17 protein-coding genes and 2 tRNA genes are annotated in these 24,847 nt (G+C 42.3%); 8 read left to right on the top strand and 11 right to left on the bottom strand.

Going from position 1 to position 24,847, the window contains the following annotated elements:
* Window positions 1-247: 247 nt before the first annotated feature.
* The 7 genes from yfiB to pgaA all read right to left on the bottom strand — a co-directional run bounded on the left by yfiB (window position 248) and on the right by pgaA (window position 9,140).
* Window positions 248-733: an outer membrane lipoprotein YfiB gene (gene yfiB / locus BDE27_RS10235; RefSeq protein ID WP_099133617.1), complete on the bottom strand. Its 486-nt coding sequence runs from the start codon at window positions 731-733 to the stop codon at window positions 248-250.
* Entirely contained in the window at window positions 730-1,992 is a 1,263-nt protein-coding gene (gene dgcN, locus BDE27_RS10230) for a diguanylate cyclase DgcN/YfiN (protein WP_099133618.1), read from the bottom strand. Before dgcN ends, yfiB begins: the two co-directional genes overlap by 4 nt.
* A gap of 5 nt (window positions 1,993-1,997) precedes the next feature.
* Window positions 1,998-2,480, bottom strand: a complete 483-nt coding sequence (gene yfiR / locus BDE27_RS10225; RefSeq protein ID WP_244208747.1) for a regulatory sequestration protein YfiR — start codon at window positions 2,478-2,480, stop codon at window positions 1,998-2,000.
* 356 nt (window positions 2,481-2,836) lie between these two features.
* On the bottom strand, window positions 2,837-3,259 hold the full coding sequence (gene pgaD / locus BDE27_RS10220) for a poly-beta-1,6-N-acetyl-D-glucosamine biosynthesis protein PgaD (RefSeq protein WP_099133622.1): 423 nt from the start codon (window positions 3,257-3,259) through the stop codon (window positions 2,837-2,839).
* Window positions 3,256-4,587 carry a poly-beta-1,6-N-acetyl-D-glucosamine synthase gene (pgaC, locus tag BDE27_RS10215; protein WP_099133624.1) on the bottom strand — a complete coding sequence of 444 codons (1,332 nt, stop codon included), beginning with the start codon at window positions 4,585-4,587 and terminating at the stop codon, window positions 3,256-3,258. Before pgaC ends, pgaD begins: the two co-directional genes overlap by 4 nt.
* Window positions 4,580-6,616, bottom strand: coding sequence for a poly-beta-1,6-N-acetyl-D-glucosamine N-deacetylase PgaB (gene pgaB, locus BDE27_RS10210; protein ID WP_099133626.1), 2,037 nt, complete (start codon window positions 6,614-6,616; stop codon window positions 4,580-4,582). The genes pgaC and pgaB overlap by 8 nt, the downstream gene beginning before the upstream one ends.
* Before the next feature lie 10 nt (window positions 6,617-6,626).
* The gene (gene pgaA, locus BDE27_RS10205; protein WP_208638581.1) at window positions 6,627-9,140 is read right to left on the bottom strand and encodes a poly-beta-1,6 N-acetyl-D-glucosamine export porin PgaA; all 2,514 of its coding nucleotides are present in this window, start codon (window positions 9,138-9,140) and stop codon (window positions 6,627-6,629) included.
* An 877-nt stretch (window positions 9,141-10,017) separates the two neighbouring features.
* Here pgaA and menD point away from each other — a divergent pair.
* From menD to BDE27_RS10175, 6 genes are all read left to right on the top strand, one after another.
* The gene (gene menD / locus BDE27_RS10200) at window positions 10,018-11,691 is read left to right on the top strand and encodes a 2-succinyl-5-enolpyruvyl-6-hydroxy-3-cyclohexene-1-carboxylic-acid synthase (protein ID WP_099133630.1); all 1,674 of its coding nucleotides are present in this window, start codon (window positions 10,018-10,020) and stop codon (window positions 11,689-11,691) included.
* The gene (menH, locus tag BDE27_RS10195) at window positions 11,652-12,458 is read left to right on the top strand and encodes a 2-succinyl-6-hydroxy-2,4-cyclohexadiene-1-carboxylate synthase (protein ID WP_099133632.1); all 807 of its coding nucleotides are present in this window, start codon (window positions 11,652-11,654) and stop codon (window positions 12,456-12,458) included. Before menD ends, menH begins: the two co-directional genes overlap by 40 nt.
* Window positions 12,459-12,470: 12 nt before the next feature.
* Complete coding sequence (gene menB, locus BDE27_RS10190) at window positions 12,471-13,328, top strand: 1,4-dihydroxy-2-naphthoyl-CoA synthase (RefSeq protein ID WP_099133634.1); 858 nt, start codon at window positions 12,471-12,473, stop codon at window positions 13,326-13,328.
* A 13-nt stretch (window positions 13,329-13,341) separates the two neighbouring features.
* Window positions 13,342-14,322 carry an o-succinylbenzoate synthase gene (gene menC / locus BDE27_RS10185; protein ID WP_099133692.1) on the top strand — a complete coding sequence of 327 codons (981 nt, stop codon included), beginning with the start codon at window positions 13,342-13,344 and terminating at the stop codon, window positions 14,320-14,322.
* A complete protein-coding gene (gene menE / locus BDE27_RS10180) occupies window positions 14,313-15,734 on the top strand; it encodes an o-succinylbenzoate--CoA ligase (RefSeq protein ID WP_099133636.1) in 1,422 nt (473 codons plus the stop codon). Before menC ends, menE begins: the two co-directional genes overlap by 10 nt.
* A 124-nt stretch (window positions 15,735-15,858) precedes the next feature.
* Window positions 15,859-16,401: a YfaZ family outer membrane protein gene (locus BDE27_RS10175; RefSeq protein WP_099133638.1), complete on the top strand. Its 543-nt coding sequence runs from the start codon at window positions 15,859-15,861 to the stop codon at window positions 16,399-16,401.
* Window positions 16,402-16,467: 66 nt separating this feature from the next.
* On the opposite strand, the gene tyrP is transcribed toward BDE27_RS10175, so the two are convergent.
* The 3 genes from tyrP to BDE27_RS10160 all read right to left on the bottom strand — a co-directional run bounded on the left by tyrP (window position 16,468) and on the right by BDE27_RS10160 (window position 18,241).
* Window positions 16,468-17,673 carry a tyrosine transporter TyrP gene (gene tyrP / locus BDE27_RS10170; protein ID WP_099133640.1) on the bottom strand — a complete coding sequence of 402 codons (1,206 nt, stop codon included), beginning with the start codon at window positions 17,671-17,673 and terminating at the stop codon, window positions 16,468-16,470.
* Between the two features lie 398 nt (window positions 17,674-18,071).
* Window positions 18,072-18,147, bottom strand: a tRNA-Thr gene (locus BDE27_RS10165).
* A 6-nt stretch (window positions 18,148-18,153) separates the two neighbouring features.
* Window positions 18,154-18,241: transfer RNA gene (locus BDE27_RS10160), tRNA-Ser, on the bottom strand.
* Window positions 18,242-18,452: 211 nt separating this feature from the next.
* On the opposite strand from BDE27_RS10160, the gene rcsD reads away from it, so the two are divergent.
* Window positions 18,453-21,194, top strand: coding sequence for a phosphotransferase RcsD (rcsD, locus tag BDE27_RS10155; protein ID WP_099133642.1), 2,742 nt, complete (start codon window positions 18,453-18,455; stop codon window positions 21,192-21,194).
* Between the two features lies 1 nt (window position 21,195).
* On the top strand, window positions 21,196-21,846 hold the full coding sequence (gene rcsB / locus BDE27_RS10150; protein WP_099133644.1) for a response regulator transcription factor RcsB: 651 nt from the start codon (window positions 21,196-21,198) through the stop codon (window positions 21,844-21,846).
* Window positions 21,847-21,927: 81 nt separating this feature from the next.
* Here rcsB and rcsC read toward each other — a convergent pair whose 3' ends face one another.
* On the bottom strand, window positions 21,928-24,765 hold the full coding sequence (rcsC, locus tag BDE27_RS10145) for a two-component system sensor histidine kinase RcsC (protein ID WP_099133646.1): 2,838 nt from the start codon (window positions 24,763-24,765) through the stop codon (window positions 21,928-21,930).
* Window positions 24,766-24,847 lie beyond the last annotated feature (82 nt).

Here is a 24,847-nt window from a genome sequence, read left to right as displayed (position 1 = left end):
GGCTCTTTTTTTGCGAAAACAACTTTGGCTATGTTACAGGAAGAATTTAAAGACGGGAAATAACTATATGACTATATGGCAAAATTGGGGGGGATTTTTTTATAATTGCTGAGGATGATCAAGATAAACAAATATTACTGCCATCCGTGGCTAAATTATTATTTGATTTATATCAATATATTATCAGGCTGCCCGTAATAAATAGGGCTGTGTTAAAACCCATATTGTCTGCTTCATGGTATAGCTATTATGGTGTCGTTATCACAATAGCAACTCGGCGATTTTCTGCCCGACCTTTTGAGCTTCGGTTATCGGCGATAGGTTGGCTTGGCCCTAATCCACGGGTTGTCAGATTAGTACGCTGCATACCTCCCTGTGTCAGTGCATCTGCAACGGTGTTGGCTCGTTTCAATGATAATTGATTGTTGTAATTCACTTCTCCATAATTGTCAGTGTGTCCATCAAGGCGTGCGTGGTGGATACCAACTTTGGATAAAATACTTGCGAGTTGTTTTAATTTTGTTTCACCTTCTGGACGTAAGTGAAATTGGTCATTACCAAACAACACTTTTTCTGATATACCAAATAACCAGCCTTCATCGGTTTGTTGAAATCCCTGTTGTTTAAGTGCGGTGATTTGTGCGGCTGTCAAAGCTCCTTTATTCTGGCAGGCGCTGAGGAAAAGTGCGCCAATAAACGCAAAGATAAATACACAATAACGATTTCTGCTCATAGAGGGTTCCTTGATAGATAGTTTAGTTTTGTTGTATCAGCGGAATACCAGCCACCGCCTCGTTGCTTAATGTGATACATCGCCGCATCGGCTTCAGAGAGTAGTTGTTCTGCTGTTAGTTCACCATTGGATAATGCAACACCGATGCTGAGTGTGATACGTAGATGTTGTCCGTTGGGCAGGAGAATGGGGGTATCCATGGCATGAATGATATTTTTAGCAACGCGTTCTGCATCTTCTAGATTGGTGGAAGGCAACAGGATAGCAAATTCGTCCCCGCCAAGTCGGGCAACGGTATCTGTTTTTCTTACTCTTCGTTTTAATGTGGCGGCGATAGTGACAAGCACGTGATCGCCGGCAGCATGTCCATAGACATCGTTGACATATTTCAGCCTGTTACCATCAATAAATAATATCGCTGCACTTTCACGCATAAATTTATCGCTCATGACGGTTGAAAGAACGCGTTCAAAAGTTGCCCGATTTGGCAGTCCTGTCAGGGAATCATGTTGTGCTTGCCAGGTTAAAGCGGCTTTTTCTGTTTGCAGGTGGTGTTGCCACTCTTCCAGCTCTTCTAGCAGGTGATTGAAAACCTGGCTTAGCTCATGCAGCTCAGCAATATGGGCAGAGGGCACGCGTCGTGAAAATGTCCGCCGTTGCCGCACATCATGGGCGACGGCCGTAATGTTTTGCAGAGCTCTGACGATACCATCATGCATACGCAATGAGAGGTAGAGTGAAATGACGGCACTGAACAGCAGACAAGCAAATAGCACCAGCAGGGCCTGATAAATAAATTTGATGATGTGGCAACTGTTACCAATTAACCAGACTGAGCCTACTTTTTGCTGATGGTGATAAATTGGCAGGGTGAAAGGTTCAGGAAAAAGCCAGTGCTCGATCAATTTCTTGAAATTGCCAGTACGTGTCTCTTGATTGGCTTGCCAACTGGCTAACACCTGCTGTTTAGCATCAAAAATTTTGGCTTCTGTAAAGCCATCGTGAACGGCAATCATTTCCAATATTTCGTTTGCTGCGGTTTTATCCTGAAATACCACGGCTGCCTGTGCGGTATGGGCAATGGCTGTGGCAATCAGTTTTAAACTGTTTTCGGCGTATTTCTGCATGGCAAGCAGTGCCAGTAACGATAAAAACAAGCCGACTACGGATAATATGATAAACGTAATGACCAAATGGATCCGGTGGAAAGCATGACGTAAAGTCGGGCGCGATGGCATCAGTGAATAACGTTTTTTCATATAGATTATTCCACCTTACGAGCCAATTGCAGGACATTCGGATGTACGCGCACGCCGCTGCGCGTGAGAATATCAAGATTGAGGCTAAATGTTGCCGGAGTGCTGTTAATGTTGAGGCAAAATGCGCTGCCAATTTCACAGTTCGGATTATTTTCAGCAATGGTAAGCAATGGCTTGTCATTTTTCAGGTTGATCACCTGGTGTTGAAGTTGTGGATCAACTTGACCATAGTAAATTACATCACATTTTTCTATGAGTTGTTCTACGTTGAAATTTAGTGTTTCAACTTGCAGTTCTGTGTGATCAGAAATCATATCAATGTGGGTTAAGGCGCTAATGTAATTGGATGGAGGAACCAGACATAAGTGCAGGATAGTAGGTGTAATAGGCCAATGGGTATAACTGATAATTCCAGAAACTACCCGCGCAACATTTTCGTTGAGCGCTGTCTTTTCATTGATCATTTGTTTTTCATTGGTGTCAGGCATAGCCATTACTGCTGAATTACATGTGACGATGATTAAGCATAAGGTTATCAATAACCGTAGAAATAATCTGGAGACACAACGTTTAAAAATAGTGCGTTTATAAAGATAATGAATCCGTTCAATCAATTTCATATCGGGTTCCAGTATATATTTTTCATCCAGTATTTGTTTTTCATATTGTAAATGGTCGTGTTAAAGTTTTTGATAAAATCTGTTTTCAGCCAAAACCTATCTCATTTAGTATTATTTCCTTAATGAGATAGGTTGTAAAATTGTTGCCTGCCAAATAAGATTATTGGCAATCTAATTGATACCTTTAAGGTATAATTTCATTCTTAGTGAATAAATGGCTATTTCTATATTGATACATCTTCATTGATTCCTATTATATGTCCATGATTGTCATAAGTGATACTGGAAACTTTGCTTTGCCTTAAGGTATCAAATAACTTTTGCTCCAAAGTAAAACTCTGCGCCACCTCAGTGTGGGTTAACGCAGGTCGATGGCAACGACGTTCGATCCTAAATCGACGTTGGTTGTATTTTGCCCAGCCAATTAGCAAAAATGCATTAAATATGGCAATGGCAATATAAAAGGCAATGACGTCCAGTTCTGAAGTAAATAATGTCGAAGTAAAAGGCCTGGGACCATTATGGGAAGCGTAAAATAATCCCACCATGAATAAATAGATAAAACCAGCCCAAGCCAGGATGGTCAACAGAATATCAATTAAACGAGGCCATAACCTTTGTTCGGTAAAAATCAAGGGTTCTTTCATGATTCGATTCTCTCTATTCCCCTGTCAGGGCTTTCCCAGCGAGCACGTTTTCTGTGTACTTTAAGCATCACTTTGGGAAAAGATACCAAGGTCGTAAATAGATTTAGCATCCAATAAACCATCGGATACCAAATCACCCAGAACAGCGATGAGGCAACGTGTTTTTCATAGCGTCGTTCAATCACTAAACTGACGGTAAACTGGATCAGGCAGGTAGCCGCCAGAACTAATCCCGTATACCCAGGTGGAAATAGTGTATAGACGCGAATGTTTTCCGGTAATGTGATGAACATGCCGAGTAAAAATAAAATGATGGAAAGGGCAAATGTAAATGACCAGATAACGGAACAGCAGAATTCAGCAAATAACCCCCACATGCGGCGATATTGCCATGACCACAATTGACGCAGGTTTTTCAGGAAAACTTCGGCTCCACCCTGTGCCCAGCGTAACCGCTGCTTCCATAATCCTCGTAGGGTTTCAGGCATTAAGATCCAGCAGATAGCACGGGGTTCGAAAAAGATGGACCAATGGCGTAACTGGAGTTTCCAACTCACATCAATATCTTCTGTGATCATGTCATTACTCCAATACCCCACGTCGGCCAGTGCCCTGCGATTAAAGGCTGCAACAACACCTGAAACGGTAAAGACTTGACCATAAACCCGTTGGGTACGTTTGATTAGACCAATGATGGAAGAAAATTCCCCAACCTGAATGCGCCCAACTAAGGTGGATCGTGTGCGAACGCGGGGATTGCCTGTAACAGCACCAACACGGGGATGATCAATCATGGGCTTGACCAGCCAAACAGCTGCATCGCGATCTAATAGGGCATCGCCATCAATACAGACCAGATAATCACTTTTCGCGGCAGCAGCACCTGCTTGAAGTGCAGTGGCTTTGCCTTGATTCTGTTTCAGGTGTATCACTCTCAAGGCTTGATGTTGTTTCGCCATCGCATTGAGTTCATCCGCGGTGCTGTCGGTTGAACCATCATTGATAGCGATCACTTCAATATTGGGATAGCGCTGGTTTAAGGCCGCCAGCAGTGTCTCGCGAACATTTGGCCCCTCGTTGTAGCAAGGGATCAAAATTGAAATTAGAGGTTTTCCTTCAAGATGCGGGACTTCTTCATCAACGATTTTCCAATGCCTTTCCCGATAGATCCAGAAATAGATCCCTCCTGAGATCCAGATAGCCGACATGAACAAAGGCCAGAAAAAGACAAAGTTCAGCATGACTTCCCCGGTAAAGGTGATAGCGATACCGAGAGGGATGCTTAATACCAGGCAGAGCACTGCAAAAGCAATAATACGATCAATCATTAAGTGGATACCATTCAGGAGAAAGAACAGGGCGAATCTCATTCATTTCTGGTTGATTATTGAGAAAGTCATCAGGATAGTAACCGAAGCTCTGCGCACCATTGAGCTGCAATTGACGCATCCACTCTGCTAATTGGTGCCCTGGGATCGCTCTTTTATCCAGTGGCTTGCGCCAATCTACGGATTGCAATTCAAAAACAGTTTTGTCCAGTGCTTGTGGGCGTTGTGCAATGATTTTCACCAATCGGGATAACCACTGGTTGCTTTTTGCTAGAGGCACATTTTCCATCAATGGCATAGCCATTGGAGCAATCCAATCGTAGTGAGCGAGGAAATCATCCAGATTTTGGGCAAACCACTCTTCGCTATCCGGTTCCAGAATGGGCAGGGCAAAAATATTGCGAGCAGTTTTGATCTGATAACTCCGTATTGACTTAAGTTCTTTGGTTAACTCATGAGTAAAATCAATCAGGTATTGGCTTTTAAAGCGTGTCCAACGGGTGAATTGTTCTGGATCTTGCCGAATTTCTGCAATGGAAGCAGATAAACCTGCGGCCTGATAAGCTTTGATGGCATCTGCACTAGCATCTTCAAAATCGGACATGACTGCGTCATCGTGATACAGGATGCCCTGAAAAATAGCGTGAGAGGCCAAATCTTGATAAATCTCTTTGATCCTTCGGCGGTTTTCTGGGTTATAAGGCGATAAACGACGATATTGTGTCGGATTTACAAATAGCTTGTTATGACTGGCGTCATAGCTCATCACCCGCGGGAGTGAAGACTCCAGTTCAAAGGCCAGAATGGGCATCCACGCATAAACTTCAATGTTCAGGCGGCTGTGCAATTGCCAGGCAACACGGTTAAAGAGATCAGCCCGCATTGGGAGCCAGCGATTAGGAAAGTAGAGCTCACGTACATTGCCATCACCTTTGGGATCAGCAAAGGCTTGCAGGAAAACGGTGTTGACGCGTAGATCGGCAATGCGTTGAACCAGCTTGTCGAGATTATGGGCTTGTTGAACGGGATCAGGATCATAAACATAATCCAGATCAATATGGGCAATTCGTAAGATTGGTTTATTCTGTACCTGAATTACCTGCTCGGCGAATTCTTTCAGGGAAGGGTTATGTGTGAGCAAGATACGTGGAACATTATCAAGATTGTTGACGTTTGCCAGCCCGTTGTCCAGAGTCAATGCCATTTTGTAGCCGTAACGTTTAGCTATTTCCAGTGTAACACCGCTATCGATGCCATAAGGCCAAATCCAGACCCGTGGCTGCTTGCCTGTGGCAGCGATAATTCTTTGGGTAATAGTAGCAATATCCTTTTCCATCCGCAGGCGAAACGCTTGCTCACTTTCATAGTTACCTGTTTTCGGATCGTAAATGCGAATGGCCGCGGCCGGCTCGGTATTGCCTTGTGGGTTAGCGATGGCGCCATAATGATGCTGATAAGTATGGGAACCTATTTCCACTAAACCAGAACGAGACATTTCAGCCACCTGTTCCCAGGTAGTGAAGCGCTCCCGCGCTACCATCAATCCACCAAAATCAACGGGTTTTTTGGCTGGTGCATCAACCCAGATGCCAACGGGGGCCAGAATAGCAGGCCAGTTATAAGCTTTCAGCAGCGGAAATACGCGATGGTAGAAACTGCTATAGCCATCATCGAAAGTCAGCAATACGGCCTTGGGAGGCAGTGGCGTACCTCCCTGATTGGCGATAAGAATTTGATCGACAGTAACAGGCTGGTAGCCATTTTCCCGCAGCCAGGCAAACTGATCGTTCAATGCGCTGGTACGGACTGACATAAAACGCTGATCTGCACCATCATCTTCAACATCATGGTAAGCGAGAACCACAAAACCATTTTTAGGCCAAGGGCGTTCATTCAGGGGAAGCGGCCGTTGTGCTGGTGGAACGAAATCAGGTTTTTCTGCATATGCCAGCATGCCAAACTGGGGGACCAACAGGCTAACCAGTAGTGCCGATATCATCAACCAATGACGAAAAACATTGTGTGTCATAGAAAATCCTTTAGAACCGATAGATTAAATCAAAAGCAGCTTGCAGATTACTTTCTCGTTTACCGTCATAAGGACGTTTATCCAGCGTGAGTCTTACCCCTACGTCAATAACATCATTCCATTTAATACGTTGGCCATATCCCACCATTGTGATTAGGCCACTGCCGTACCCTTGCTGCCAATATTGCCCAATCCCAGCCACAACTTGCTGGCTCCAGACGGTTTGATAGTGCCGATACATGATGTGATCCGCTTCCAGTTCAGGCAGGAAGGTAAAGTCGCTTTTGGGATTGAAATAGGGTGTATTTTGCCGGGTATTGTGAGTTGTACTCAGTTCCAACTGCGCATCGAGCTTCAGGTAAGAGGCGGTATATAGGCGTTGAAGGCCGTCAATGCCATATTCAAAACGATGGTTGCCATCTGAAAAGAATGCCGGGGCAAAGCGAGCACTCCACTGGCTGCGTTCGCTGTATCTCCAGCGAGTGTAAATTTGCCCACCATGAGCATGGATATTATTGCTTAACGCACGCAGGGGGGTATTACGGGCGAAGCGTTCTGCGGAGCCACCCAGTCGCCATTGATCATTGAAGTCATACCAGGTTGCGATTCGCAATCCCACCTTGCTGCCATGACGATAATTACGTGCAGAAGCTTCACTTTCCAGCCAAAAATCCCGCGAACGCCACTCTACACCGCCACGTAAATCACGGTTCAAGCCTCGGCCTTCTGAAAATTGGCCGCGATTGTAAGCACCACCAGCAAATAAGCGCCAGTTATCCTCAAAAGGAGGGCTATAAAGTACAGTGTCAATATCTGAACTGTGTCTGCCACTTTCTGGGTTATCTGAATTAATGCCTTGATTAACCTTAAGTTGCAGTTCTGACATATGATGCACATTGCGCAGACGGTTAAAGCGTTTAGCAAGCATATCTTCTGGTGCGCGGGTAATCACATCATCGGCCAGCAAATCCATCTGATGCCATTCTTGCAGAGTCAGGGCGGTATAACCTTGCTGGATTTCCAATGCCAGATTACGGTGATCGAGTCCTTCAATTTGCTTTAATTCACTCTCAGCACGACGTGGCCAACCACGATCCAGCCAGATAGCCGCCAGGTCAATCCGTAATTTCTGATTGCCGGGAGCGGTGCGGGCTAAATGGGTAAAGCGTTTTTCTGCTTCGGCAAGATCTTCGCGTAATTGTGCAGATTCCGCTAAAAATTGCTGCCCTTGTAGCCAGTCATCATTCGGAACACGAATGGGAGAGCCAAAGACATTAAGCATATAAGGATTGCGTTGCTTGATATCGGTGGCAAGTTGTTGAGCTGCATCCAGATACTCACTTTCCACATTCGCATAAAAAAGGACGATATCATCTTCAAGGGGAATATTGGGCGATGATATTTTCCCTGACGACGAGATATTTTCATCAGGATGATTCAAAAAAGAATAGTTCAAGGAGTGCAGAATATTTCGTGCTTTTTCTGGCTGGCGCAGATTCAGGTAGGCTGCCGCTGCCCATTTCTGCGCATATCCTGGGATATGTATGCTTTGTTTCTGCTCAGCTTGTTTTTGCAAAGCCAGATATTCATCAATAACTTCTTGCAGCCGATGGCGGGAAAGAAGGGCACCAAGCCGATCAATGCGCGCCCGTTGGTAATCTTGTTGTGCATCGGGTAGGTTGTGCCATTGGTTAAGCATATGTTCGTAGCGTGCAAGTGCCCTGTCAGCAATGTCAAAGCGCTCTTTTTCACTACGATTAGGGATCATTGACAAACGAACCAGTTCTGCTACAGCGTCAGCTTCCAGCCTGCGCAGTTGCGCCGTGGTTAATTGTGTAGCGTGCTGTTGTCCCAGGCGCCATGCCGGATCACTGACTCGATTGTTTTTTAGGCTGAACAGATAGTCTTGAGTAACGTCTTGATTGTCGGGAAACCGTTTATGCGCGATAGAAAGCACTTGCATGGCATTCCATATCCGGCCAGCTGACTGGTCAACGTAGGCCAGCAAACGGTAATTAGCAGCGTCGGGTTGATGAGCCAATAAATCTTTTGCCAAACGTCGGGCTTCTGCGTCTTGTTTGGCATCGGCGAGTGTCATGATAAGGCCAGCTTTGATGTCTCTGTTCTGCTTGTCCAGGGCCAGGGCTGTGCGCCATAGCTGTATTGCTTGTGACCATTGACGTTGGTTGCGATAAGCGCGGGCAACGGCCGCTATCCCTCTGGCGGGTATAGCCATTGAGCGATAGCGCTGCCAGAGAGAAATGACTTCATCATCATGTCCAGCCCAGCTTGCAATTTGCAACCAATCGGCAACTTGCGAGGAAGAAAGACGATGTCGTTTCTCCTCCTGACGAATATATTCGAGCATGGGATTGGTATTGCCATTTCTGGCTTGTTGAATTAACGCATCGTAATCTGCCTGAGCGGATTCCGTTGTTATTAAACAACTTAGTGATATAAATAACGATAACAGCTTATACCGATATCTATGAAAGCCCATCGGACGGAAATAAAGATATGACACGCTATCCCCTTTTTATACTGCTTGTTGGTTTTACAAATAGCAGGACCAGACGGAGTTTAATTTAATTTAGATTAAGATGAATTTTTACATTCTTCATTTTTGAAGAGGCAGAATAATACGTACTGCGTGAATTTATATCAATGGAAAAATTTTGTGAAATAATTACGATCATTTGATTTTTTATTGGTATCATATCTATATGAAATAATATATAAGAATGACACTTATGTTTTTAATTAAATTTTATTTGTTTTAAATCAATTGGTTGTGACTTTGTTTCTCTGTCGTAAAAATTTTTTGAAAAATAAGGATTAATATTGGGGTTGATTTCAATGAAAAAAACTTAGACTGAGTGTAAATATTTTTTATTACCGAAGAGTGAATATTATTGGTTGTTGAGGTTTTCATTTGAAATAACTTGGTTAAAGTGAGATTGATTTATTTTTCAGTATAAAAATGTGGTTTATTGATCGTATAATGACTATATTTCAAAATTAAATACTATTTTTAATCCACATACCGAAAATGTTAGCGAAATTGATATTCGGTTATTCTCTTTTGTGTGTGAATTCCAAACAATATTGTATTGGTGATTTACATTAGTAATTATATGGGTATTGTTATCACTTGCAGATAACGTTAGATGATCGTATTCAGATTTATCTGAGAAGGTATTAGCTCAATCACTAATTAATTTTCAGTTTTGTTATCAATGGATTTTATATTTCTCATTTATAGCTGAAATATCGCCAATTAAATGACAATTCCTTGAACTAAGATAAGGAAATCGTTTTTATCCGCATTAAGATCAAGAACGTCTTATATAATTATCTCTTATTCTTTGGCATCATTTTTGAAAGAATTTTTTGGGCATTATATGTCAAACAGCGCACTCAACCGCCGCTGGGCGGAACTTTTATTGGAAGCATTAACCCGCCACGGATTGCGTCATGTCTGCATTGCTCCCGGCTCTCGTTCAACATCATTGACATTGGCTGCCGCAGAAAACCATAAGTTGATCTGTCATACTCATTTTGATGAGCGTGGGTTGGGCTATTTGGCCTTAGGATTGGCAAAAGCGGGCAAAGAGCCGATTGCGGTTATTGTGACGTCTGGAACGGCAGTTGCCAATTTGTACCCTTCTTTAATTGAAGCGGGCTTGACGGGAGAACGATTGGTATTTCTCACCGCGGATAGGCCGTCTGAATTAATCGATTGTGGTGCCAATCAAGCTATTCGTCAGGTAGGCATTTTTGCTTCTCATCCCGCGCAAACTTTAGCACTGCCACGACCAACCACAGAGATTCCTGCCAGTTGGTTGGTTTCTTCCATCGATAATGCAATGTCAAATCTGAAACAAGGTGCTCTACATATTAATTGCCCGTTTGCGGAGCCTTTGTATGGTAATGAGATGACAGCGCATCAAGATTGGTTGCAAACATTGGGGGATTGGTGGCAAGGGAATGAACCGTGGTTGACTCAGCCAGAAATGCATACCACCATCAAGGCCGTTGATTGGGATATTTGGCAGAAAAAACAGGGGATTGTACTGGCAGGGAGAATGAGTGCAGAAGAGGGGAAATATGTTGCCCAGTGGGCAAAAGAGATGGGATGGCCGCTTATTGGTGATGTGTTGTCCCAAACGGGGCAGCCTTTGCCATATGCAGATTTATGGCTCACTCACTCCCGCACTCAGGAGATTCTGGCGCAAGGGCAATTGGTGATCCAATTTGGCGCCAGCCTGACTGGCAAGCGACTGTTGCAGTGGCGGGCTAAATGCCAACCTGAGCAGTATTGGATTGTCGATCCCATTGTCGGCAGGCTTGATCCTGCAAACCATAGAGGGCGCAAATTCACTTGCAGTGTGACTGATTGGTTACGGGAACATCCCGCATATTCACAAGCACCTTGGGCACATGAATTGCATTCATGGTCAAAAAGCGCGTTTAAATGTGTTGAAACAAAGTTGACGGGAGAATTCAGCGAGGCAGCGGTTGCGCATCAATTGCATCAATTGTTGCCAGAGCAGGGCCAATTGTTTGTCGGCAATAGCTTGATTGTGCGTTTGGTTGATGCTTTAGGGCAGCTTCCCGTGGGTTATCCGGTTTACAGTAACCGAGGTGCCAGTGGTATAGATGGCTTGATCGCGACCGCAGCAGGTGTACAACGGACAACCAATAAACCGACACTCACGATTATAGGTGATATCTCTGCCCTCTATGATCTGAATAGCCTGGCTTTATTACGCAATCTTTCTGCTCCTATGTTATTGATCATAATGAATAATAATGGCGGGCAGATTTTTTCTCTATTACCAACACCGCAGGAAGAACGCCAGCGTTTTTACTGTATGCCGCAAGATGTCAATTTTGATCATGTTGCTGCTATGTTCGGCCTGAATTATGCGGCACCACAAAATTGGTCGGAATTAAAACGGTGTGCCCAACAAGTATGGGATCGTAAAGAGACAACATTGGTTGAGTTAAAGGTTCCAGGCAATGCAGGAGCGGTATGCCTGCAAGAACTGCTAAAACAGGTGGCGGCTTTGTGAAACTAAACTGTCGGACATTTCATACACATAATCAAGGGACATGGTTAGTTTGGTTGCATGGATTATTGGGAAGCGGCGACGATTGGTCTCCTGTCGTGAGTGCTTGTGATCGATATCCTTCATTGGTTGTTGATTTACCGGGGCACGGTAATTCCGTCGATGCGAATTTGACCGGCGGTTTTGCCGAGATGAGTGAATTGCTGATAGCCACTCTGGCCGAGTATCCAATCAATGATTACTGTTTGATTGGCTATTCACTGGGAGGACGAATTGCCATGTACCATGCGCTCTATGGCAAACAAAATGGCTTGCGCGGGTTGCTGGTGGAAGGAGGAAATCCGGGGCTGTTTTCCCGGCAGGAGCGTGATATGCGGTTACGCAATGATCAGCATTGGGCACAGCGTTTTCGTCAAGAGCCAATGATGTCAGTTTTGCCTGATTGGTATCAACAACCGATATTTGCTGATTTAACGACGGCACAACGTGAGCAACTTATTCATCTGCGCAGTCAAAACAGGGGAGATCGTATCGCAGATATGCTGGAAAATACCTCTTTAGGATACCAACCTTGGCTAGTTCCTGCTTTACAACACATATCGATTCCTTTCTCTTACTCATGTGGGGAAAATGATCGTAAATTCCAGAGCATAGCGCAGCAATATACACTGCCATTAACAACGATTCCTCAAGTTGGACATAATGCTCATTATGGCAATCCTGTGGCTTTTGCCAGCGCAGTGAACTGTTTTTTATCACTTTTTGGTTAAGGAAACACAATAATGCGTTACCCAAGCGAAGAAAAATTGTATGCCCCTATTGAATGGCAAGATTGTTCCCAAGGGTTTGAAGATATTCTCTACCATAAATCCACAGACGGCATTGCCAGGATTACGATTAATCGCCCACAGGTACGTAATGCGTTCCGTCCCCTGACCGTCAAAGAGATGATTCAGGCGTTGGCAGATGCTCGTTATGACGAGGAGATTGGTGCGATTATTCTGACGGGAATGGGGGAAAAAGCGTTTTGTGCTGGAGGCGACCAAAAGATCCGTGGCGATTATGGTGGTTATCAAGATGACAACGGAGTACACCATCTGAATGTATTAGATTTTCAGCGGCAGATCCGTACTTGCCCAAAACCTGTCGTTGCTATGGTTGCGGGTTATGCCATTGGCGGTGGGCACGTGCTGCATTTGATGTGTGATTTGACTATCGCGGCGGATAACGCCATTTTCGGTCAAACAGGCCCTAAAGTCGGTTCCTTCGATGGCGGCTGGGGAGCATCGTATATGGCGCGGATCGTAGGACAGAAAAAGGCGCGCGAAATCTGGTTCCTGTGCCGCCAATACAATGCTAAGGAAGCATTGGATATGGGATTGGTAAACACTGTTGTACCTTATGCCGAATTGGAAAAAGAGACTGTGCGCTGGTGTCGTGAAATGTTGGAAAACAGCCCAATGGCGTTGCGTTGCCTGAAAGCGGCATTGAACGCAGATTGTGATGGTCAGGCTGGTTTACAGGAATTGGCGGGCAATGCCACCATGCTGTTCTACATGACCGAAGAAGGGCAGGAAGGGCGCAATGCGTTCAACGAAAAACGCCATCCTGATTTCAGTAAGTTCAAGCGTAATCCGTAAGTTGTCATCCATTATGCGTAAAGCGACTTTATACCAATTCAGCCTGCCCATGGAGGCAGGCATTATTTTGCGTTATCAGCGCCTGAAAACCCGTGACGGTTTTTTGGTGCACTTACAGGAAAATGGACGAGATGGTTGGGGAGAAATTTCCCCATTACCTGAATTTAGCCATGAAACGCTTGAACAAGCTAAAACATTGGCGGTGAAATGGCTGCAACAATGGTGTTTGGACACGCAACCGGAAGAAAGCGATCGTCCTTCCGTTGCGTTTGGCGTGAGCTGTGCACTGGCTGAATTACAGGGAGAGTTGCCTGAAACAGCCAATTATTGCAAGGCGCCTTTATGTACGGGCGATCCCGATGATGTGATCCTGCGTTTGGGAAGTATGACAGGCCATAAGATTGCTAAAGTGAAAGTTGGGCTGTATGAAGCCGTACGGGATGGCATGGTAGTGAATGTGATGCTTGAGGCAGTGCCTGATCTCCGGTTGCGATTAGATGCTAACCGCAGTTGGACACGCACAAAAGCAGAGGGCTTCGCTAAATATGTCAATCCAGATTATCGGCACCGAATTGCTTTTATTGAAGAACCCTGCAAAACCCGGGAAGAATCTCTGGCGTTTGCTCGTGAAACGGGTATCGCCATTGCATGGGATGAAAGTGTCCGTGAAGCCGGTTTTACCGTAGAAGCTCAGGAGGGCGTCTCTGCCATTATCATCAAACCAACATTGGTGGGCAGTATTGGCCGTTGCCGTCAATTAATTATCGAAGCTCATCAGTTAGGGTTAGAGGCAGTGATTAGCTCCAGCATTGAAAGTAGCTTTGGTTTGACACAATTGGCTCGTCTTACTCAATGGCTCACACCTAATTCACTTCCGGGCTTGGATACTTTGGATCTTATCCAGTCACAACTTATCCGTTGTTGGCCTGATAGTAATATTCCGTGTGTCATGCTGGATAAACTGGCTATGGTGTGGAGTAGTGAATGTCAGTAATAGAGTGGATTCAATGGCCGTGGCAGCATTGGGCTACGGCCTTGCCTGAAAAACAGGCTATTCAGTTATATGATGAGCAACTAACCTGGCATCAATTAACGCAAAGCATCAATGCTATTGCTGTCCATTTCCACCAACAGGGTGTTGTGGAAGGTAGAGGTGTGATCCTGAGAGGCAAGAACAGCGCGGAACTTCTGTTGTGTTACCTGGCTGTCCTGCGATGTGGCGCCAGAGCGTTACCTCTTAATCCTCAGTTACCTGATCGGTTGTTGGTGGAGCTATTGCCTCATCTCAATATGGATTATGGAGTGGATTTCACGGACTCACCTTCGCCTGTTATGCCAGTTAAGATACTTGACTGGCAACAAAAGTTTCCGGCGAAACATGATCGGCGGGCAAAAAACAACCTATTGGTGTTGTGGGAAAGTCAACGTCCTGCCAGCATGATCCTGACCTCCGGCTCTTCTGGATTGCCTAAAGCTGCGGTACATTCCATTGGCGCTCATCTTGCCAGCGCACAAGGCATTCTTTCCCGCATGGATTTTCAGCCAGATGATAGTTGGTTACTGTCATTGCCTCTGTTTCATGTTTCAGGCCAAGGGATCCTTTGGCGTTGGTTACAAACAGGAGCAACATTAGTGCTGCGGGATTTACATCCGTTGGATCGTGCGCTGTCAGGTTGTACCCATGCATCACTTGTACCTACCCAACTGTGGCGTTTGCTGGAACAACCCCATAACTATTCATTGACATTAAAAGAAGTGTTATTGGGAGGTGCTATGATACCGACGTCGCTGACCCAGCGGGCTGAAGAATTAGGTATTCGTTGCTGGTGTGGCTATGGGCTGACAGAAATAGCATCAACTGTTTGCGCAAAACGGGCTGATGAGCTGCCCGGGGTAGGTAATCCACTCCCTGGAAAGTCCATTCGCTTAGTCGATGAAGAAATTCAGATCCGTGCTGATAGTATTGCGAGTGGTTATTGGTTTAATGGGGAATTGCAGCCATTGGCAGATAACGAAGGATGGTTTTCGACCCGGGATCGAGGCGTATTTGAACAGGGGGAGTTACGGATTGTAGGGCGCCTCGATAACCAATTTTTCAGTGGTGGGGAGGGTATCCAGCCAGAAGATATTGAGCGGATCATTAACCAACATCCTCAAATTGAACAGAGTTTTGTTGTTCCCATTCCTGATATTGAATTCGGTCATCGGCCAGTAGCGGTAATTGAAACTCAATATCCTGCGCTAACAGAAACACTTATTGATTGGCTTACGGATAAAACCGCAGCTTTTCAGCGGCCTATTGCCTGCTATGTGTTACCTGCACAACTGAAAAATGGAGGAATAAAGGTTTCGCGCCAACAAGTTAAGCAATGGGTAACAGAGATAAATAGTAAACATAATAAATGATAACGTTAATTACATATCTTTATGAATCTAAACATTTCCTTGCTTTTTATCATCTATAACGTCACGTCGGTTTAAGTACAATATCTTAGCTCATATAGGCATTGAATAATTAAAGGACAAGATTATGAAAGGTTTTTTTGCTATTGGTGCCGCTAGTTTGTTTTTTATAGCTGGCTCAGCAAATGCTCTCTCTATAGATGCTCAGGTGGGAAAACACAGCACAAGCACCTCAGTGGGGATTGGTGATAAATATGCTGGCCTGTCTCTGACGGGTAACTGGACTCGCAGTGATCACAATGGCCAGCTTGGTAGTTTAGGTTTAGGCTTCGGTCTGCCATTTGGTCCATTAGCTGCAAACGTCGGCGCAAAAGGACTTTATTTGTCCCCCAAAGATGGGAAAGATGGCGCTGCATTGGCTGTAGGTGCTGGCCTTAGTTGGGCCGTGACTTCTTCTTTATCCCTGTATGGTGAGGCTTACGGTTCGCCATCAGGCTTAACGTCAGGAATGGATTCTTATACTGAGGCTACAGGAGGAGCACGTTATACATTTTTCAAACCCCTGAGTGTAGATGTTGGCTACCGTGTCATTGACATACGGGGTAGTCATGGTAATCGTAATAACAAGGTTTCCGATGGTTTTTATGTTGGCGTTGGTTTGAGTTTTTAATTAGACGAAAATGCTGCAAGGTTATCTGCATTAACACTTATGCGGATAACCTTAGACAAGATAAACTTACCCTATGTTTGGCAGTATACCTGTAACAATACCAATTTGAATGGTAATAACTGCAAGCCCACACAGGAACACAAAGACTAATGCTGGTTTACCTCCTTTGACACGATAACCTTCTTTGTTTTCATCACGGCTACGCCAAACCAGCAGGCAAGGTAATAACAATGCGAGAATGGAGAGGGCAACAGCCGCAAATGTCAGTGCCATAACAAAATTAGGGTAATACAATGCACAGAGCAATGGTGGAGCAAAAGTCATTAACCCTGTTTGTAAACGCCCTTTGGCGTGATTGCGGCGCTTAAAAAGGTCAGCAAGGTAATCAAATAACCCTAAGGCAACACCGAGAAATGAGGTGGCTAGCGCAAGATCGGCAAACAGATGAACGGCAAACTCCACTTTGGGTGAAGCGACAATTTCTCTCACCGCTTTCAATAACCCATTTAGGCCAGATTCTTGTGCAAGAATACCTACAAATGTATTTGAAGAAATAGCGCCGAGTGTTACCAATTGCCACAGAATATAGGCTAACAGTGGTATGGCACTACCGATGATAAAGATTTTCCGTAGCTTGTTGGTATCTCCTCCCATATAGGCAACGATACTTGGCACACTACCGTGAAATCCGAATGAAGTAAAAATAACCGGGATGGCAGAGAGTGCTAATCCTTGCTCAATAGGCATGGAAATGAGGTTGATTTTATCAACATGAGGCATCATTACGCCGAGTACGATCACCAGAAAAACAATTTTAGCGGTAAACAACAGGCGGTTAATAAAATCGACAGATTGGGTACCAATACAGACTATCCCACCACCAATAATGGTAAAAATGCTGATCCCGGCAGAGACAGAAATAGGTTTATCCAACCAAGAAGAGAGGGAAGTCGCCAGTAATTCACCCGCACCACTAATATAAGCCGTTGTCAGGGCATACATAAGGAAAAGCATACTGAAGCCAGTCAACACCTGCCCACCTAACCCAAGGTAGCGTTTCGCGATAGTCCCTAATCCAGTGTTAAATTTATTATGTTGATACACTTCTACGAGCAAGAGTGCTGTATAACTCATTAAAGCCCACAGAACGACTAACATAGCAAATGTAGTTCCAAACCCCACACCCGCCGTTGCCAATGGCATTGCTAACATCCCTGCGCCAATCGTCGTTCCAGCAACGATAAAAATACTGCCAATAGTGCGATTTTTCACGCGATCCTCATTTCTGAATATGTTGAGAAATAGTTATAAGACCCGCAGGTTAAATGATTGATTTATGTCTGTCAAATCTATAGTACACAAGGTGTAAACAAATAATTACACATTGGGTGGTGCTTATAATCCGTTATCGATATGTATAATTTATGTAAAAAGGAGAAAACAGAAGCATATTAAGTTAAAAAGCAATCAGAAACTTCTTTGTTGAGTAACATAATTTATTAGTATGTCAAAGGACTTTGTCGTTTGGATATGAGAGGTCAGATAACCAGGCCAATAAAGTAGTAAATTGAGAAGATAGACAGGGAATATATGCGGGAGATTTTGTTGGGTGTATAAAGTAAAAACCCGCTATTTCACCGATTGGTTACGGGAAATAACGGGTTCTTGTATGGTGCCGGCTACCGGAGTCGAACTGGTGACCTACTGATTACAAGTCAGTTGCTCTACCAACTGAGCTAAGCCGGCGAAATTTGGCGGAAGGATAGAGATTCGAACTCTAGGATGGTTTCCCATCGGCGGTTTTCAAGACCGCTGCCTTCGACCGCTCGGCCATCCTTCCATGGCGCGAGATTATGCCTATATCATTTTGATGTGTCTAGCCCCTAAAGAAAAAAAATTATGTTTTTTCACTGTTTGCTCAATCTTCGATCTGTAATGGCCTTTTTATTCGCTAACCTGCTAATATTAAGCACAGTACACCGGCTTATTTATCGACGGGTTGATATCGAATTGACCAAAATATATTCATACTAAAGGCAACTATCCAAAGAATGTATAAACAACCACCTATCAAGCCATCCGCTATTCCTCGTTTTTACGCGTTATTTGTTACTTTGCTTTTTACGTCTCTATTTTTATTCGGGTATAACTATTTTGATATTTGGTTGATGGAGAAAAAATATGCTATCAGTAGTGTAACCGCTAAGATGAGATTGCAGATTAAAGATTATCGTTACCATGCAAGTCATATTTTTGAGCAGTCAAATACTCTGCCAATCTCCTCTCAGGAGAATACGCCATTGTTTAAATTGCGTCCCGATGTCTATTGGCTAGAAAATCGTTATCAGTCTGTTGATGCCATTATTTTTGGTCAATATAACGACTCGAGTGTCCAGCTTGCTCAGTACTTATCTAGCTATTTGGATATTCTCTGGGGGCCTCATAATGAATACTTGTCTATGTACTACCTCAATGGGCAAGATAATAATTTGTTATTGATAACCACCTATCCGATTTTAAAACCAGAAATCAGATTCAAAGAGAGCTATCTGACTCTGAACCCTGAAACCAAACGCACCGAGATGTTGGATCAGTCTTCCACTTTGGAGGAAAAAGAGAGCATTTCCTCCATTAATGTATTGCGTAGTGAAAATATTTATTTCTACACCTATAAAGCTGCATTTAATGCAACAGGGCAATTAACCACTATTATTGCTTTTGATTTACCCATTAATAACCTTTTGCCGGTTGATATGTCGCCAGCAAATTTCCGTTTGAATACGCTCAACTTACATGAACCTGAGACTTCCGATAAAGTTGAGGTTTCATTGAGCGGTTTTTGGCTAGAATTTTCTCAGCCTCTTGATGTCGTGCCATATAAATTGATTTACCAAGTCCCACTGAAGGCGCTGATTGTAGATTTGTTGCTCAGGAATGTCTGGCTTTTGCTTTCTATATTGCTTTTCTTTCTGTTTTCTTTGAGTGGGTTATTTTATATCCGTAGGCGATATATTGCACCGAATGCTTCCATGGATCATGAACTGAAAATTAAAGATGCCCTAAATAGGGATATTATCTCTAATATTCCTATTGGAGTCGTTGTTTATGATTTTGAATCAAATCAGATAATGATAATTAATAAAGTTGCAGAGCAGTTGATGCCTCATCTGGATTTGAATAAAGTTATGGCAATGGCACAACAACATCATGGTGTAATTCAGGCATCCATTGATGAAGCAGTTTATGAAGTAAAAATATATAACAATGGCTTATTACCAGAAACTTACTTATTTTTACTACAAGACAAAGATCAGGAATTCATGGCAAGTAAGCGATTGCAATTTGCCCATCGGGAATATGATAAAAGTATTCAGAGCAGGCGTTCTATGCTTTCAAATATTAATAATGAAATAAAAAATCCCATTAATAATATTAATGATATTGCCAACCAATTGCAGCTATTATCACAAGATGAAAATGAGCAAAAGTTATTGGACAAGTTATTAGATAAATCAAAATATATCACTGAATGGCTTGAAAACATTTCGTTACTCAATGAATTAGAACTGGGGGATTGGCAGCCAGATAATGAAATATTTTCCCTATCTTCACGGTTGGAAGATATTTTGAAAGTCTCTTTGCCGATATTAAATGCCAAAGGTTTGAGGGTTTATTATCACTTTAATATTTCTCGTGAATCTTTATTCATAGGAGATGAGGTTGCATTAAGTAAAATTGTTACATTGTTGTTTAATTATGCAATAACGACGACCAGTTATGGTAAAATATCATTGGTTGTTAATAGCTCAGGTAAATATGACAACCATATTCAGATTGAGTTGATGGATAGTGGCACTGGTTTAAGTGAAAGAGATCTAACCAGCTTAAATTATCCTTTTCTGAACCAATCAGTGGAAGATAAGTACTCTACCCATTCTGACATGACTTTTTATTTATGTAATCAGTTGAGTAAAAGAATGGGAGGAAGCCTTGATATTAAAAGCAAGTTGGGGCTGGGAACGCATTATGTTATCAATTTGCTCTTATCGCAACATGATGAAAATAGCGAGACTCCCCAACTTTTGGAAGGGATCACGGTTTTAATTGATATCCATAACCCTGAGATCAGCAAAATCGTCCATACTTATCTCAATAATTATGGTGCAGTATATTTTGATAAAAGAAAAGAGGGCATTACGGAAGAGTACGATATTATCCTTACGGATAGGCAGTACAAAGAAGAAAAGCAGTACAAACAGGAAAAACCAACTATATTATTAGTGGGGAGCTTAGCAGGATTTAAGCAGTTGAAGCCAGGAATGGTTCAGTGCAATTACAATCTTGCTGATGATGTTATCAATGCAATATCGTTTCTGATTGAAGAAAATTTCAGTTTAGATGGATCCAGAGAAATTTATGACATCTCTAAACCAGCAGGTGATTTAATTAAATATATTGATTTAATTGATAATGTTGATAGCAGTATTGGCAATATCCTCAGAAGTTATCAAACTCAGTTGGCAAACAGCGACTACAGGAAATTGTTTATAGAGACAGTACCTATGGACATTACCAGACTGTATATTGATATAGAACGACATGATTTGATATCACTTTCGCAAACGGTACACCGCCTTAAGGGTGCGTTTGCTATGTTGGATTTGAAATTTCTTAGGTCATCATGTGAGGCGTTGGAAAAACACATAGCAGACAATAATGAAGTAGAAATCAAAAATAGCATCAGCCTCATTGATTCCTTTATCACAAAGCTGTTGCAGCAAGGTAACCAATAATATGAATAACCTTAATGTCATTATTGCCGATGACCATCCCATCGTTTTGTTTGGCATCCGCAAGTCACTTGAACAAATTGAGTGGATTAATGTAGTCGGTGAATTTGAAAATTCAACGACGCTCATTAATAGCTTGCCACATATAGAAGCAAATGTTCTCATAACAGACTTGTCAATGCCTGGGGATAAATATGGTGATGGTATCACCCTGATAAAATATATTAAACGTCATTACCCAACATTGGCAATCATTGTTCTTACAATGAACAATAATCCGGCTATTTTAAGTGCTATACTTGAGCTTGATATTGAGGGAATCGTGTTAAAGCAAGGAGCACCAACAGATTTGCCTAAAGCACTTTCTGCTTTGCAAAAGGGGAAGCAGTTTACGCCTGAAAGTGTTTCCAAGTTACTTGAAAAGGTTAATGCCAATGGATATGGAGATAAGCGTTTATCTCCTAAAGAGAGCGAAGTCCTACGTTTATTTGCTGAAGGTTTTCTTGTTACTGATATTGCCAAAAAACTTAATCGTAGTATTAAGACAATTAGTAGTCAGAAGAAATCAGCCATGATAAAACTGGGGGTCGATAACGATATCGCATTGCTTAACTATTTATCTTCTGTCACTATCGATAAAGATATTGATAACTAACCAATGTATTATCTTTTCTAATGGATAATCGGTAGCAGTAGTTACCGATTATCCATCATTCATAGCTCAATATGTATGAGTTTAAATATCACTATATTTAATTAATGTTTCTTTTAATATAGCCAATGATACCGGTTTTGACAGGCAATCATTCATGCCCATATTAGCACAACGCTGTTTTTCTTCTGCCAGTGCATTGGCAGTAATACCGATAATGGGTTTGGTATAACCTTTGTCCCTTAAGTATTGGGTAAGTTCATAGCCATCCATATTTGGCATGTTAACATCTGTTAGAATAATATCGGGTGAATTGTTTTTAAGATATTCAATAGCTTCAATACCATCATTAGCCGTTGATGCACTAAACCCTATTGAGTTTAATTGGTTGACCAGTAAATTCTGATTAATAGGGTGGTCATCAACGACCAATACTTTAACTGTATTTAAACAAATATCAGTTTGGACGGTTTTATCTGTAACAGGGATTGTTGATATAGAAATATCTGGCAAGAAAGTTTGTTCTGCCAGGAGATTATCCAGCATATTATCCAGTTCATTCAGTTCATAAGTGTTATATAACCAATAATTTTCTCTAATTTGTTCTGGTGAACCGATATGTTTCTCTGAAATTTCTATAAAGTAACATACAGAAATATTCGTTTTATGAGCTCGATCACTAATGAGTATTTCTGTGCCATCTAGTTGGCTTTCGTCATAGAGGACTACTTGGAAATGATTTTGTGTAAGAAAATTTTGCAAATATTTTTCCAAAAAATCATTGTAAATATTTAACAGAATCCTCTTTTGAGTCCGCTGGTTGGATAATTGTTTGGCATGGTATTTCACACCATATAAAGGGAGACGGATAGAAAAGATACTGCCAACATATTTTTGTGAGACAAATTCAATATCACCATCCATCAAATTAATAAGTTTTTCACAAATAGCCAGCCCCAACCCTGTACCTTGTGAGGAACTTTTTTTATTAGCACTGATTTGAAAGAAGGGCTCGAATAATTGAAATTGTAATTTATCCTCGATCCCAAGCCCGGTATCTTTAATGCTGATATATAGATAGCCATGCCTTGAGCTGATTTCAATGACAACATAGCCAGATGCCGTGAATTTGATCGCATTGTTCAGTAAATTGGAGATAATTTGTTGTAACCTTACAGGATCATTGCGGATGATATCGGGGACATCTGGTTCAATATAGCAGTACAAACCTAAGCCTTTTTTGGCAATCAGGGGAAGGTAGTTTGAAATCACATGTGATAGGATCTCTTTGCAACTGAAATCTTTGGGTTCAATTTTCAATTGCTTGGATTCTATCTTTGAGAAGTCGAGAATATCACTGATAATTTTCAGCAATAGTGATGATGAATTATTCATTGTTGCCAGCAATCGGGCAGATTCTGGAGGTAATGTATGAGACTGCATCAACTCCAGATTACCAATAATGCCATAAAGTGGTGTCCTTAATTCATGGCTGACTGTGGCAAGAAACATTGATTTTGCCTGGTTAGCTTGTTCTGCTGCTGAGGCCATCTCCTGCAAAGATTTTTCCATTTTTACGCGGGTGCTGACATCTATCAGTACACAGATTGCGACCTCTTCATTACGATAACGTGAGTGTACGAAACTAATTTGCAAATGATTATTGTTGCTGGTGACGACATCAATATAGCTACTGGTTTTATCGCAAATGATATCAACAATGCGTTTTTGATCTTCATACGTCAACATCCGAGTATAATTATGTGCTAACTCATTACTCAGGATGTTAACACCATCATTGATCCTTAAAATACTTATCCCCACAGGGGCAGAGGCGACAATTTTATGGTTAAACTGCTCATGTTCTTCAAGGCGAATAGCATTCTCTTCGGCTGGAGAAAACATTTTACGCTCAAACAGCCAAACGAAAAAGATAATCGCAATCGCAGAAATAATATTCAAGATGATACTATTAATTGCACTGACTTTCAGTTCATCGTAAATATGTTTTAGCGGCAATGAATAGGTAATACGTAATGAAGAGGGGGATAAATTCCGCATTAATACCAGGCTGGTAAAATTTTCATCGTAACCAAAATACATCGGCTGTGAGTTGGGATTTACAACGAGTGGTTTATTATTAGTTTTTATCGGAAATTGCAATTCGGGCTGATTTGATTCGTTTAGCATCATGACTGTAACAGGCCGCTCCCTTTTTTGTAAAAAAGATTCTAGCCTGATAGATTTTTCGATACCTATGATCCCTGTCATATGTCCATTAATATAAATAGGCGTAAAAACATAAAGATTACCACCATCCGCTTTGGGGTTAGGTTGGATCCAAAAGAGCGCTCTTTCATTGTTTTGTTCTCTCATGTTGATCAACCTGCGGGTATTCTCGTAGATCATTTTTTTTAGTGCATCAGGTTCTGTGATATTGTTATGAGGGAAAAAGTTCACCATGCATTGGCTTTTTACTCCAATGAAAAAAGTCTGATTTATACTGCGTATAGCGGCAGCATTTTCTCTCCAAAATGCAATCAACTGGTCTAATGAATATAAACTATTATGTGAGGTTCTGCGTAATAGTTCACAATCGGAACTCTCATTCAAAGGAATGTACGAGAGAATATCGTTATTATGCGGGACGATTGTTTGATTTTTATCATTATCTTGTGATAAACGCTTTTCCGCCATAAATTGAATATCTCGCAAGATATTAGCGATATGTCGTATATGTGAAAAGGCTATATCGTAGTTGGCATTATATTCTTGACGAATATCAGATTTGAGTGCATTAAAAAGACTTGTCAAATAAAAGCTGGTTAATAAGGCTCCAAGCGCCCATAGCATAAATCCAAGCACCCGAAAAAGATAACGTGATATCTTTAATGACGTCCGAAAAGAAGATAAATATCTCAAGAGATCGCCTGATGAAATATATGATTAATAATAACTGCTTACAGCATATACTAGTGTAGCAGGGAATACAAAGTAGCATTTT

Source organism: Xenorhabdus ehlersii, assembly GCF_003610465.1.
In the GTDB taxonomy this organism is placed as follows: Bacteria; Pseudomonadota; Gammaproteobacteria; order Enterobacterales; family Enterobacteriaceae; genus Xenorhabdus; species Xenorhabdus ehlersii.
Note: the sequence above shows the minus strand (reverse complement) of the source record. Positions and strands in the feature narration are given on the sequence as shown.

Coding starts and splice junctions, on each gene's coding strand:
- BDE27_RS10175 (WP_099133638.1), top strand. CDS start 15,859: ATGAAAGGTTTTTTTGCTATTGGTGCCGCTAGTTTGTTTTTTATAGCT.
- pgaC (WP_099133624.1), bottom strand. CDS start 4,587: ATGATTGATCGTATTATTGCTTTTGCAGTGCTCTGCCTGGTATTAAGC.
- dgcN (WP_099133618.1), bottom strand. CDS start 1,992: ATGAAAAAACGTTATTCACTGATGCCATCGCGCCCGACTTTACGTCAT.
- menE (WP_099133636.1), top strand. CDS start 14,313: ATGTCAGTAATAGAGTGGATTCAATGGCCGTGGCAGCATTGGGCTACG.
- menC (WP_099133692.1), top strand. CDS start 13,342: ATGCGTAAAGCGACTTTATACCAATTCAGCCTGCCCATGGAGGCAGGC.
- rcsD (WP_099133642.1), top strand. CDS start 18,453: ATGTATAAACAACCACCTATCAAGCCATCCGCTATTCCTCGTTTTTAC.
- menH (WP_099133632.1), top strand. CDS start 11,652: ATGCCTGCAAGAACTGCTAAAACAGGTGGCGGCTTTGTGAAACTAAAC.
- menD (WP_099133630.1), top strand. CDS start 10,018: ATGTCAAACAGCGCACTCAACCGCCGCTGGGCGGAACTTTTATTGGAA.
- rcsB (WP_099133644.1), top strand. CDS start 21,196: ATGAATAACCTTAATGTCATTATTGCCGATGACCATCCCATCGTTTTG.
- pgaB (WP_099133626.1), bottom strand. CDS start 6,616: ATGACACACAATGTTTTTCGTCATTGGTTGATGATATCGGCACTACTG.
- pgaD (WP_099133622.1), bottom strand. CDS start 3,259: ATGAAAGAACCCTTGATTTTTACCGAACAAAGGTTATGGCCTCGTTTA.
- menB (WP_099133634.1), top strand. CDS start 12,471: ATGCGTTACCCAAGCGAAGAAAAATTGTATGCCCCTATTGAATGGCAA.
- yfiB (WP_099133617.1), bottom strand. CDS start 733: ATGAGCAGAAATCGTTATTGTGTATTTATCTTTGCGTTTATTGGCGCA.
- yfiR (WP_244208747.1), bottom strand. CDS start 2,480: ATGCCTGACACCAATGAAAAACAAATGATCAATGAAAAGACAGCGCTC.